The 13146-nt window shown below is 32.4% G+C and carries 13 protein-coding genes; 6 read left to right on the forward strand and 7 right to left on the reverse strand.

From position 1 onward, the window contains the following. Positions 1 to 7: 7 nt before the first annotated feature. Complete coding sequence (locus EG814_RS14315; RefSeq protein WP_125722586.1) at positions 8 to 1690, reverse strand: M23 family metallopeptidase; 1683 nt, start codon at positions 1688 to 1690, stop codon at positions 8 to 10. 182 nt (positions 1691 to 1872) lie between these two features. Here EG814_RS14315 and EG814_RS14320 point away from each other — a divergent pair, with 182 nt between their 5' ends. The 3 genes from EG814_RS14320 (at position 1873) to rny (ending at position 4230) form a co-directional block, all read left to right on the forward strand. After that, on the forward strand, positions 1873 to 2163 hold the full coding sequence (locus EG814_RS14320) for a hypothetical protein (RefSeq protein WP_008464802.1): 291 nt from the start codon (positions 1873 to 1875) through the stop codon (positions 2161 to 2163). Positions 2164 to 2167: 4 nt separating this feature from the next. Further along, complete coding sequence (locus EG814_RS14325) at positions 2168 to 2461, forward strand: cell division protein ZapA (RefSeq protein ID WP_125722587.1); 294 nt, start codon at positions 2168 to 2170, stop codon at positions 2459 to 2461. Between the two features lie 209 nt (positions 2462 to 2670). Continuing rightward, positions 2671 to 4230 carry a ribonuclease Y gene (gene rny / locus EG814_RS14330; protein WP_125722588.1) on the forward strand — a complete coding sequence of 520 codons (1560 nt, stop codon included), beginning with the start codon at positions 2671 to 2673 and terminating at the stop codon, positions 4228 to 4230. Between the two features lie 136 nt (positions 4231 to 4366). On the opposite strand, the gene EG814_RS21215 is transcribed toward rny, so the two are convergent. From EG814_RS21215 to EG814_RS14355, 6 genes are all read right to left on the reverse strand, one after another. After that, complete coding sequence (locus tag EG814_RS21215; RefSeq protein ID WP_235830980.1) at positions 4367 to 4996, reverse strand: ATP-binding protein; 630 nt, start codon at positions 4994 to 4996, stop codon at positions 4367 to 4369. Beyond that, the gene (locus tag EG814_RS21220; RefSeq protein ID WP_235830981.1) at positions 4993 to 5886 is read right to left on the reverse strand and encodes a PAS domain-containing protein; all 894 of its coding nucleotides are present in this window, start codon (positions 5884 to 5886) and stop codon (positions 4993 to 4995) included. The genes EG814_RS21215 and EG814_RS21220 overlap by 4 nt, the downstream gene beginning before the upstream one ends. 152 nt (positions 5887 to 6038) lie before the next feature. Next, positions 6039 to 6935 carry a site-specific tyrosine recombinase XerD gene (xerD, locus tag EG814_RS14340; RefSeq protein ID WP_125722589.1) on the reverse strand — a complete coding sequence of 299 codons (897 nt, stop codon included), beginning with the start codon at positions 6933 to 6935 and terminating at the stop codon, positions 6039 to 6041. An 81-nt stretch (positions 6936 to 7016) separates the two neighbouring features. After that, positions 7017 to 7595, reverse strand: a complete 579-nt coding sequence (locus EG814_RS14345) for a porin family protein (protein WP_125722590.1) — start codon at positions 7593 to 7595, stop codon at positions 7017 to 7019. Between the two features lie 144 nt (positions 7596 to 7739). Beyond that, positions 7740 to 8321, reverse strand: coding sequence for a porin family protein (locus EG814_RS14350; RefSeq protein WP_125722591.1), 582 nt, complete (start codon positions 8319 to 8321; stop codon positions 7740 to 7742). A 215-nt stretch (positions 8322 to 8536) separates the two neighbouring features. Beyond that, positions 8537 to 9097, reverse strand: coding sequence for an outer membrane beta-barrel protein (locus EG814_RS14355; protein ID WP_125722592.1), 561 nt, complete (start codon positions 9095 to 9097; stop codon positions 8537 to 8539). Positions 9098 to 9387: 290 nt separating this feature from the next. On the opposite strand from EG814_RS14355, the gene EG814_RS14360 reads away from it, so the two are divergent. The 3 genes from EG814_RS14360 to EG814_RS14370 all read left to right on the forward strand — a co-directional run bounded on the left by EG814_RS14360 (position 9388) and on the right by EG814_RS14370 (position 13142). Further along, positions 9388 to 9948, forward strand: coding sequence for a porin family protein (locus EG814_RS14360; protein ID WP_125722593.1), 561 nt, complete (start codon positions 9388 to 9390; stop codon positions 9946 to 9948). A 123-nt stretch (positions 9949 to 10071) separates the two neighbouring features. Continuing rightward, positions 10072 to 10485, forward strand: a complete 414-nt coding sequence (gene aroQ / locus EG814_RS14365) for a type II 3-dehydroquinate dehydratase (protein WP_125722683.1) — start codon at positions 10072 to 10074, stop codon at positions 10483 to 10485. Between the two features lie 167 nt (positions 10486 to 10652). Then, a complete protein-coding gene (locus EG814_RS14370) occupies positions 10653 to 13142 on the forward strand; it encodes a DUF5686 and carboxypeptidase regulatory-like domain-containing protein (RefSeq protein WP_125722594.1) in 2490 nt (829 codons plus the stop codon). Positions 13143 to 13146: the final 4 nt, after the last annotated feature.

Genomic DNA, 13146 nt, shown 5'->3' on the forward strand with positions numbered 1-13146 from the left:
TTGGGTTTTATTTTTTTTGACTTCTAAAAAAACGCGTTTCAAAGATAGTAGTATTTCCTACATTATCAACTACCTCAATTTTTAAAACGTTTTCTCCATCTGCCAAATACTGCTCATCAAAAGTATGGGTAATTCTTCTGGCTTTATTTTCGTATTCAAACAAAACCCAAGTTCCGTTTAAATAACCGTTATACGATTTTATTCCAGACAAAGAATCACTTATTGTAAAATCAATTTTCTTTTGATCGCTAATCCATTTTCCTTCAACAGGCTTTGCAATTCTAATAACAGGCGGGATCGTATCTAGAACCAAACCGTACGTTCCTAAGACTTTTGCTTTGGCAGTAAAAACGTCATCTTTTCTAATCGTTCCGTTAAAACTTGTTCCTTTACCGACATAAACCTTATCTCTCAAATTTTCTGGATAAGAGGCATCTTTTATCGTAATTGTAAAATTAGAATGTGCCGGAACTGTGTCGTCGTGAATATAAATTTTGTTACTTCTCACATCAAAATTCATATTAAAATCTTCGTAAAATGTCCCTGCAGGAAAGAAAACAGACATATTATCTTTTTCAAAAATTGCATCTTTGTCGTATTTTACAAAATATTTCGAAATTACAGGTTCAGCTTCGACAAGAGGCGTTGCGGTATCGTATTCGATAGGAACCGTAACCGTTCTCTGGTTTCCAAAATAATCTGAAACTTCAATTCTATAACTAGAAGCCAGATTTGATTCGGGCGTAATTATACCTTTAAGAGCGTCTGTATTAATAATACTTAAAGCAAAAGGAGTTTTCATGAAAAGCTTCTGCACTCGCTGTCCCGTTTTTTTATATCTCTGATAATCAATAAAAGCGTTGATATAACGCATTTCATCAAAAGAATACGTATTGAACTGATAATTATAATTCGGATTTCCGTTTAAAAAAGTAGAAACATTAAAAACGCCGTTTTTATTGTATGAAACATCATCGGTGTCTATGGCATTTATTCCGAAACCAATTTTACCGTTAGCTTTTACTTTAGAAGCTAGATAATTTCCGTCTTTCTGAAGCGTCATATTAACCAACAAAGGCTGTTTTGATTGGTTTACCGTCGCATTGTCTAAAGGATAAACATACAGACTGGACAAAGTAGGCTTTTTGGAATCTTTTATATTTTGGTCAAAGCCAAAGAAAATTGGATTGATAACAAATTCTGTTTTGGTATCTCTAATTTCAAAATGAAGATGCGGTCCCTGAGACGAACCTGTATTTCCAGAAAGACCAATTATATCTCCTTTTGCAACAGGAAGTTCGTCTGGTTTTGGAAACATTTCGATTTCATACGCTTTCTCTTTGTAATGCGTGTTTTTTACATAATCGAGAATTGCTCCCGTTGGCGTTTGCAAATGCCCATAAACAGAAGTATAACCATTTGGATGCGTAATATAAATACATTTTCCGTTTCCAAAAGTCGAAATTTTAATTCTAGACACATAGCCATCCGCAATAGCATGTACACTTAACCCTTCTCTCTGATTGGTTTTCAAATCAAAACCAGCATGAAAATGATTGGGTCTTAGCTCTCCAAAATTACCCGAAAGTTGCATTGGAATATCAAGCGGAGGACGGAAATAGTCTTTAGGATATTGCGTTTGGGCAAATATAGAATTACAAATAAAAAGGGCAAGTATAGAAAATCTCATAAGCAACATTTTTGCTAAGATAGCGAAAAATAAAGCAATAAAAGCAAGAAAAAGACCACAAAAAATACAATTAACTGAAATTCATTAATTTGATTATTTTTAACGCAAAAAAATCGAGAAAAAATTGCATTAATAAAAAGGAATACTAACTTTGTATGATTAAGTAATGAATAGGATGTATAATGAGTGTAATTGCAGAAATAATTGATACTCTTGAATATAAAGTCGAAAAGCTTTTTGAGAAATCAAAAGCTTTCGAACAAAACAATCAAGTATTACGATTAGAACTAGCCAAAGCTGCGCAAATTATCCAGAAACAATCTGAGGAAATGGAGGCTTTGAAGAAGCAAAATGAAACACTTAAGATAGCCAATTCGTTGCTTGGCAGCGACAATAACAAGAGAGAGACAAAGCTTAAAATAAATTCATTAATTCGCGAAATTGACTACTGTATAGCGCAACTATCAGATTAACAGTATGGACGGAAAGCTTAGAATTAAAATATCAATTGCCGACCGCGTTTACCCACTTACGGTTGAACCCGCTCAGGAAGAAGGACTTAGAAGTGCTTCTAAAAAAATTGATGCCATGATAAAGCAATTCGAAGAAAACTACGCGGTTCGTGACAAACAAGACGTTCTAGCGATGTGTGCATTACAATTTGCATCGCAGGTAGAACAAAAACAGATTGATAACGCAATCGATGGAGAAGACACTATCGAAAGAATTAAAAGATTAAATTCGCTTTTAGATCAATATCTCGAAAAATAAACGTTCTTTACAGAAACTAAGATACTGCCTACATTAGTTCACAATTGGTAAACTCAACACTAACAATTTAGAATGAGCAAATCGTCGCTACTATAGTATGCCCTCCTTTTGGCTGGGAAACTTGAACAGTGAGTTAGCTCAAAACTTGTCTTTACGAGTTTATACAAGCAATTAATGTAGGCTTTTTTTATATATAAACCCTAACAAACATGGACATCATAACGATCATTATTGGTATTGTAGGTATTGCAGCAGGATTCGCAATAGCTAAAATTATCGAGAAAAGTAATATTTCAAACCTAATCAAAAATGCTAAAAAAGAAGCAGCTTCTATTTTAAAAGACGCTAATTTGGAAGCAGAAAACATTAAAAAAGACAAAATACTTCAGGCAAAAGAACGTTTTATTGAATTAAAATCTGAACACGAACAAGTTATTCTAGCACGCGATAAAAAAGTAGCTGAAGTAGAAAAACGTGTACGCGACAAAGAATCTCAAGTTTCTAACGAACTTTCTAAAGCTAAAAAAGTAAACGACGATTTTGAAGCTAAAACGGCTGAATACAATAACAAAATTGAGGTTTTAGACAAAAAACAAGCTGAAGTTGACAGACTTCATAAAAGCCAATTACAGCAATTGGAAGTAATTTCTGGTCTTTCTGCTGAAGAAGCAAAAGAGCAATTAGTAGAAGGCTTAAAAGCAGAAGCTAAAACAAAAGCCATGTCTCATATTCAAGAAACTATTGAAGAGGCTAAACTTACAGCACAGCAAGAAGCTAAAAAAGTAATTATCAACACGATTCAAAGAGTTGGAACTGAAGAAGCGGTTGAAAATTGCGTATCTGTTTTCAACATTGAATCTGATGACGTAAAAGGACGTATTATTGGACGTGAAGGACGTAATATTAGAGCGCTTGAAGCTGCGACAGGTGTTGAGATTATTGTTGATGATACACCAGAAGCAATTATCCTTTCTTGTTTTGATCCAGTTCGTAGAGAAATTGCTCGTTTGTCTTTGCACAAACTAGTAACTGACGGTCGTATTCACCCTGCAAGAATTGAAGAAGTTGTTGCTAAAACAGCTAAACAAATCGATGACGAAATTATCGAAGTTGGAAAACGTACCGTAATCGACTTAGGAATTCACGGTTTACACCCAGAATTAATTAAAGTTGTAGGTAGAATGAAATACCGTTCTTCTTACGGACAAAACTTATTACAGCACTCAAGAGAGGTATCTAAACTTTGCGGTATTATGGCTGCAGAATTAGGATTGAATGTAAAACTAGCAAAAAGAGCTGGTTTATTGCACGATATCGGAAAAGTGCCTGATACAGAAAGTGATTTACCACACGCATTGTTAGGTATGCAATGGGCTGAGAAATATGGTGAAAAAGAAGAGGTTTGCAACGCGATTGGAGCACACCACGACGAGATTGAAATGAAATCTTTACTATCTCCAATTATTCAGGTTTGTGATGCTATTTCTGGAGCTAGACCAGGTGCAAGACGTCAGGTTTTAGATTCTTACATTCAGCGTCTAAAAGATCTTGAAGATGTAGCTTACGGATTCAGCGGTGTGAAAAATGCTTATGCAATTCAGGCTGGTAGAGAGCTTCGTGTAATTGTAGAAAGTGAAAAAGTTTCTGATGATAATGCAGCAAACTTATCTTTCGAAATTTCACAAAAAATTCAAACAGAAATGACTTATCCTGGACAGGTAAAAGTTACAGTGATTAGAGAAACGAGAGCTGTAAATATTGCTAAATAATCCAAGTAATATCTAAAAAAACAAAGGCTGTCAATTGACAGCCTTTGTTTTTTATACAATCTATTCTCTTTATTCTATTCTCTTTATTCTATTTTCTATTTCTAAAACATTCTGCATCACAACAAAGTCTCAAAACCTACATATCATTAAAAACGATTTTAAAACTTGTACCTACTCCTACTTCACTTTCTACTTCGACCGTTCCTTTCATCGCTTCAATTTGATTTCTGGTAATATACAGTCCAATTCCGCGAGCTTCCTCATGCTTATGAAACGTTTTATACATTCCGAATAGTAATTCGCCGTAAACTTTCAAATCTATTCCTAAGCCATTATCTGTAATCTTAAGCGATTTAAAACCTTCTGGCTCTATTGCAAAATCAAAAGTAATTACTGGATCTCGGTCTGGATGAGCGTATTTAATTGCATTAGTTGTAAAATTCAGTAAAACGCTTTCCATATACGCCGGATTAAAATTAATCGTCAAATATTTCGGAACATTATTAATAATAGTCACTTTACGCTGTTTATCATACCCTTTAATTGTCGAAATTGTCTTTTCAACATATTCGCAAAGTTTTAATGGCACTACAGCTATATTAATATTACTCTGCGTTTTTACAATTTGGGTAAGATTTGAAATCGTTTCGTTCAAGTCATTCGAAACAGTACGCAGATGCTCCAGCATTTCTGTTACAGTCTGTTTATTAACATCAGCATCAATAAAATCTAGAATCGATTTTATATTACCTGCCTGAGTATTCAAATTATGAGAACAATGTGCGAAAAATTTAAAAGACGGCTATTTTGATCGCTGTACAATTTCATGGTTTTCAAAAGCTCCAGCTCTTTTTCCTTTTGAGCAGAAACATCTGTATGAGTGCCAATTACGCGCAGAGGCTTTCCGTTTTCATCGCGCTTAATTACTTTTCCGCGGTCTAAAATCCATTTATAATTACCGCTTGAAGTCATTACACGATGATAATTTTCATAAAACGGAATCTTATTATCAAAATGCTCATGAATATCGGAGTAATATTTTGGAAGATCGTCTGGGTGCACAATTTTATCCCAGCGCTCTGGATCATCAAAAACGTCGGTAGATTCTAGTTCTAAAATCTTAAGCGATAATGAGGAATAAAAAACGCTGTTGGTAACCATATCCCAGTCCCAAATACCTACAGTAGAAGCATCAAGAGCAAACTGAAAACGCTCTTCAGAAATTCTAAGCTTTTCTTCCTTATCTTTTAATTCTGTAATATCTGAAACATGACCATAGAAAATCACATTACCATTTGCCGAAGATTCTGTTTTTGAAGAAACCTTAAACCATCGAATTCCTTTTTTAGGAAGGTCGGCTCTAAACTCAATCTCCCAAGGCTTTATTTCTTTTCTAGCTTTGACTAAAGACTGAAAGAAATGTTCGCGATCTTGCGGTAAAATTCGATCGTAAACTATAAATTTTATATCATTTGTAAAATCTGCCACAGAAAGCTCAAATATTTCCTCTGACGATTTACTTACAAGCGGAAACGTATAATTGTTATCGGAATCAATAACAAATTGAAAAAGCAAATCGGGCATTTCTGCCAACAATTTTTTGTAAAAATTATTTACCTCCAAGCAATCGTCATTTCCATACAAATCAAAAACCATATACCACTTTTTAATGTAAACAATTATTCAAAACTTATCCTGAAAAAGCAAAATAAACTAAATCATTTTCAGCACTTTAACACTCTATTAAAGCAAAAATTTAACACAATATATAAATTTTCAGAATAAAAAACGTACAATGTCTTAAAAAATTATTTTCTTGGATGAAAACTATACATTACTTCTTTTAGAAAACTCCGATCTAAATGCACATAAATTTCTGTTGTAGTGATAGACTCATGCCCCAACATTAATTGAATTGATCTTAAATCTGCACCATTTTCAAGCAGATGTGTCGCAAAAGAATGGCGTAAGGTATGTGGACTTATACTCTTCTTCAATCCTATTTTTTGTGCAAGATTTTTAATAATAGTAAAGACCATCGCACGTGTTAACTGATTTCCTCTTCTGTTTAAAAACAAAGTATCTTCGGCTCCTTTTTTAATAATGAGATTACAGCGAACCGCATTTCTATAAATATCAATATACTTTTGAGTCAGCGGTCCTATCGGAACAAATCTCTCCTTGTTGCCTTTTCCAGTAATTTTAATAAAACCTTCATCAAAAAAAAGATCTGAAATTTTAAGCGAAATCAATTCAGAAACTCGCAATCCGCAGCCGTATAAGGTTTCCAGCATCGCTCTGTTTCGTTCTCCTTCATTGGTACTTAAATCGATTATTTCAATTAAAGAATCAATTTCTTGTAGTGATAAAGTGTCGGGTAATTTACGGCCAGTTTTTGGAGCTTCGATTAATTCTAAAGGATTATCGTTTCTATAATCCTCAAAAACCAAATAATTAAAAAAACTTTTTAAGCCAGAAATAATCCTTGCCTGCGATCTCGGATTTACTTCTTTTGCTACCGTATAAATAAATTGCTGCAATGTTTCGTCTGAAATTTTTATTGGCGAAACATCAATCTGATTGGTTTCTAAAAAAAGACACAAACGCTCAATATCAAAACCGTAGTTTTCGATCGTATTTTTAGACAAACCTCTTTCAATCCTCAAATACGACTGATAATCTTTTATGTATCTGCTCCAATTCATATTTACAAAGTAAATGATTTTTTGGCATAAAAAAACCTTCCTAAAAAGGAAGGTTTTTTAAAATATTTTAAAAGTTTGAAATTAGAATATATAAGCTAAAGAAAGCTGCAAATTGCTGTTTTTTGAACTATCGAAATAGCTTCCGAAATCATCATAATCTCTATCAATTAAACTAGAAATTCCAACTGTATAGCGTAAACCTACAGAAATATTATCTGTAAAATTATATCCCGCGCCAAAATTGAATCCGTAATCTGTTCCTTTGAAAGCATCCTTAATGTCTTGATCTTCATTTTTAGCAGAAACCAGAAAACCGATTTGAGGACCTGCCTCAACTGTAAACTCTTTCGTAACATAAAATTTAGCCAAAACAGGAATATTAATATAATCCAATTTATAAGCTCTACCACTATCCGAAGTACCATCTACACGATATCTGGCTCCTTGCGAAGAATACAAAAGTTCTGGCTGAATAGCTAATCTTTCAATGACTTTAATTTCTGCGAAACCACCAACATGAAAGCTGGCTCTAACCTTATTATTCGCTTCTCCAGTAAAGTTGCTTAAGTTAAGACCTCCTTTTACTCCAAATCTAGTTTCTTGGGCATTTGATAGTGTAAAAGCCATAATTGCAATGGCTGATAAAATAAGTTTTTTCATTTAATTTTAGGGTTTCGGTTAAAAAATACACGATCAAATATAAATATATCCTTATTAAAAAATGCAGTTACTTCAAAAAATTAATCATTAATACATAAAAAAACCTTCCTAAAAGGAAGGCCTCACATATCTTGAAAATTAAGACTAGAACTTATATGCTAAAGATAGTTGTAAGTTGCTGTTTTTCGCACTATCATACAATTCTTCCGAACTATCAATATCATTATCCCAAATTGGAGATAAACCAATTGTATAACGTAGACCTACTGAAAGATTGTCTGTAAAACTATAACCAGCACCAATATTAAATCCAAAATCTACAGATTTTGTATCGTCCTTAATATCTACGTCCTCAACTTTAGCAGATAATAAAACACCAAGCTGCGGACCTGCTTCAACATTAAATTTCTTATCAACAATATAATACTTAGCTATAACTGGGATATTTAAATAGTTTAATTTCACATCAGCTTCAGATCCAAAAGGACCATCAAATTTAGCTCCTTGAGCAGAGTACAAAAGCTCTGGCTGAATAAAGAACTTTTCAACCACATGAATTTCAGCGAAACCACCTACATGGAATCCTATTAGCGAATTATTATCTTCAACATCTCCTCCAACTACATTGGAAATATTAAGACCTCCTTTTACTCCAAATCTTGTTTCTTGAGCATTCGAAAATGCAAAAGCCATTAATGCAATGGCAGATAAAATTATTTTTTTCATTCTAATTTGTTTTGGGTTAAAATTAATAATCAAATATAAAAATATTCTTCTTAAATGTATATTAGGAATTTAACAAATAAAATAGTATCTAAAGGTGCAAACTACTATATAATAACTTAATATAAAATTTTAAAAAATTATCGCTGCTTTTTCAAATTAAAAGAAAAGCCCTTTCTCAAAATGAGAAAGGGCTCAAAAAAATTAACTAAATTTTTTTAAAATTTGTAAACCACTCCAAAGCTCACATCACGCAAATCGGTTCCAAAACCGAAACTATTAGTTTTCTCAGCTCCGTGACCACCGTTATTGTTTACACTGTATCCTAAACCAAGCCAAGTAGCTTCAATAGCAAAATGATTAGACAAGAAATAGCTTAAACCTAAACCAATATTTGCCCCGATCTCATTTGCTTTTGCATCACCAGGTTTAATTTTAATGTTTGTATAATCAACACCAGCTTCTCCAAATACAGAAAATTGAGAAGCAGGAGTAAAATAGTATCTTCCGAAAGCACCCACAGTAAATTCATTTGCTTTATCATCATTTACTTTTGTTGATGCAAAACCTAATTTGCCCCCAATTGCTATATTTTCGGTTACAAAATAACCAACTGCTGGTACAACTGTAAAGCCACTAGCTTTATTATCACCTGTTTTTTCAGACCCAACATTTAAAGCTCCAGAAATGAATGCACTTCCTTTAGCATAACCACCAGTTTGTGCATTTGCAAAACTAAATCCCATTACTGCAATTGCAGCGAAAACGATTTTTCTCATAATTTCTAATTGTTAATTTTTGTTAAACATTAACAAAAATAAGATTAGACTTACAAATTACAATCCGCAATAAGTTTAAAAAGTATTAAAATAAGACAGAAAAGAATGATTAAAAATAATTCTGATAATCAGCAGTATATCTTAAAAAATGTATCGTTTTAGAACAATAAAAATAATTTCGATGGGAATTTTAGTAATTATTTAATGCAAAATATAATGCAATAAAATGCTAATTATGTAGTTTTGATCTGTAAATAACATTTAAAATACCAATTTTTAAAAACCTTTTTATGAAAAAAATACTTTTAGTAGCTGTTATGTTTCTTGCAACATCGGCAGCAGTAAACGCACAATTTGTACAAATCGGGGTAAAAGCAGGGGTTAACTTTGCTAACCAAACTGGCGGTTCTGATTTTGAAGGAATCTCTGTTGACAAAGAAGGTATTACAAGTTACCATGCAGGTCTTGTAGCAGAACTTAAACTATTAGAAAAATTCTCAATTCAGCCAGAGCTTTTGTATACTACACAAGGAGCAACTTATAAAAATGCTCTTACTGAATTTAAAAACGAAATGGGATACATTGCAATTCCGGTAATGGCAAAAATCTACTTGACTAAATCTCTTAGTCTGGAACTTGGACCACAAGCGTCATTCCTTGTAAGCAACAAAAAAGAATTTGATGCTGCAGATCCAAACACATTTGACTTTTCTCTTAACGGTGGTTTAGGGTTAAAAGTAGTTGGAGGTCTTTTTGTTCAAGCTCGTTATGGTGTTGGTTTAACTGAAATTTCAAAAGAAGCTGACTTTAAAAACTCTGTATTCCAACTTTCTGCTGGATACATGTTCTAAAAAATATATCACATACTTTTATAAAAACCGCTCTATTTATTAGTGCGGTTTTTTTATTTTTACAAAGTAATGACAATGGCAAAATTCAATTGCAATGTCAATCATAATCATAAAATAATAAACATGAAAATCTGCATTATCAACGGACCAAATTTGAATCTTTTAGGAAAAAGAGAACCAGAAGTTTACGGAAGTCAAACTTTTGAAGATTATTTTGAAACGTTGAAACAAAAATTTCCAAACGTTGAACTTTCTTACTATCAAAGTAATATCGAAGGCGAATTGATTGGTAAAATTCAAGAATGTGGTTTTACTTTTGATGGAATTATTTTAAATGCTGGCGCTTACACACACACTTCTATTGGTTTAGGTGATGCAATGAAAGCTGTTACAACTCCAGTTATTGAAGTTCATATTTCGAATACTTATGCTCGCGAAAGCTTTAGACATCAATCTTATTTATCTGGAAATGCAAAAGGTGTTATTTTAGGTTTTGGACTTAAAAGTTACGAATTAGCGATTCAATCTTTTCTATAAAAATATTTTCTGTTGAATGAAGTTGAAGCATTATAAAGTGCTCTTCGACTTCGTTCAGCGTGACAACTGGGATTAAAATCAATCATTTTATCTCTCTTTACAATTTAACAATTTATTAGTAACCTCAGATTCAACTTATTCTATTTTTGTAAGATATACCACCTTACATGAGAAACTATACTTTAATTGCTTTTCTATTTTTTACAATTTCAAACTTTGCTCAGATCAAAGGAACGATAACAGATAATAAAGGAAATCCACTTCCTTTTGTATCGGTTTTTGAAGAAAACACATACGCTGGCACAACTTCAAATGAACAAGGAAAATATCAGCTGAATGTAAAAGAGGTTGGAAAAAACAAAATCATTTTTCAATATTTAGGTTTTAAAACTCAAAAAATCACTGTTGCTTCTGGAGAAAAAACAGTCAATTTGGATGTTAAACTTCAAGAAGAAAGTTTCGATTTAAATGAAGTCGTTATCGATCCTAAAAACAATCCTGCAAATGCGATTATAAGAAGCACTATTGCAAATAAAAAAGAAAACTCAGATAAAACAGGAAGATATACCGCCGATTTTTATTCGAAAGGAATGTTCAAAGTTAAAGACCTTCCAAAAAAAATACTCGGACAAAAAGTAGATCTTGGCCCCGATATGGCATCTAATTTAGATTCTACAGGAACTGGAATTTTATATCTATCTGAAACTATTTCGAAAGTTACTTTTCAAAAACCAGATAAACTGAAGGAAAAAATTATTGCTTCTAAAATTTCTGGCAACAACCGCGGTTATAGTTACAACACGGCGGCTTTATCTACTTATGATTTCTACGACAACACTTTAGATTTTGACGTTAGAATGATCTCTCCTATTGCTGATAACGCTTTTAGTTATTATAAATATAAATTGGAAAGTACTTTTTATGATGATAATAATCAGCAGATCAATAAAATCAAAGTAATTCCAAGACGAGATAAAGAACCTGTTTTTGAAGGCTACATATATATAGTAGATGACAGTTTCGCCATTTATGCCATTGATCTTGACATAAAAGGTTATCGAATGAAAAATGAATTTACTGAAGTAATGAACTTAAAGCAGAGTTTCAGCTTTAATGCAAAGAATAAAATCTGGTCTAAAAATGCGCAGACACTTTCTTTTAGCGCTGGTTTTTTTGGAATAAAATTTTTAGGGAATTTCAATTATGTTTATTCAAATTATGAGTTTCACGATGCTTTCGAAAAGAAAACTTTCGGAAACGAACTTGTGGCTTTTGAACTTAATGCGAATAAAAAAGATGATGCTTTTTGGAATGAAATTCGCCCAATTCCGCTAACCATTGAGGAACAAAATGACTATACAAAAAAAGACAGCCTTCAAACGATTAGAAAATCAAGAAAATATACTGATTCTATCGATGCCAAAAACAACAAATTTAAAGTTTGGGATATTTTTATGGGTTACGATTATAAAAACACATTCAAAAAATATTCTTTTGAATTTAACGGTTTGCTGAATATTTCTTCTTTAAGTTTTAATACTGTTCAAGGTTTCAATCTAGATTCTGGTTTCTCTTTTAGAAAATGGAATGAAGAAAAAGGACAGGAAACTTCTATAAGCACTACTTTTAATTATGGATTTTCGGATGAACGTTTTCGCGTAATTGGCGAATTCAGGCATCGATTTAACAACATTAATTACGCCACAATCTGGGGGTCTGGAGGAACAAAAATAGCTCAATTTAACAATTCAGAGCCAATTACCAAATTTGTCAACTCAATAAGTTCTTTATTTTTTAAAGACAATTACATGAAGTTGTACAACTTAGAATTCGCTGAAATCAATTACGGACAAGATATTGCAAACGGAATTAATCTTACCGGAAAAATTGGCTACGAACAAAGAAAACCACTTTTCAATACAACAGATTATTCTTTCTTTAAAAAAGATGATCTGTATAGCTCTAACAATCCTTTAGCTCCAAATGATTTTGTTACTCCAGCTTTTGATCAGCATCATTTGTTCAAAGCGCTTGTAACAACTAGAATCAACTTCGGAAACAAATATATTTCAAGACCAGATGGCCGATACAACTTTAGAAATGATAAATATCCAACGATTTATTTAGCATTCGAAAAAACTTTCGCGGCAAGCGAAAAGAGATACGAATTTGAAAGGATTGGCGCTTCAGTACTTTATGATTTATCGCTTGGAAACAAAGGTGTTTTAGGAAACAATTTTAGAGCAGGTAAATTCTTTAATGCAGAAAATATCTCCTTTATCGATTACAGACATTTTAACGGAAATCAAACTCATATTGGAACAAGTAGCCGTTATTTAAATGTTTTTAATTTAATGTCATATTATTCAAACAGCACGAATAAAAGTTATTTCGAATTGCATTCTGAATATAATGATACTGGTTTTATAATGAATAAAATTCCGTTATTAAATCTTTTAAAATCAACTTTAAATGTTGGTTTTCATGCTCTAACAATTCCAGATCGAAAACCATATTCTGAATTTACTGTTGGTTTAGACAATTTAGGATTTGGAAAATTTAAACTATTCCGAGTAGATTATGTACATTCTTACCAAAGCGGAATTCAGCAAAATGGTGTCGTTTTTGGGTTGAAAATTTTGAATGTGTTGGATTAAGTTA

The organism is Flavobacterium ustbae (genome assembly GCF_003946915.1).
GTDB lineage: Bacteria > Bacteroidota > Bacteroidia > Flavobacteriales > Flavobacteriaceae > Flavobacterium > Flavobacterium ustbae.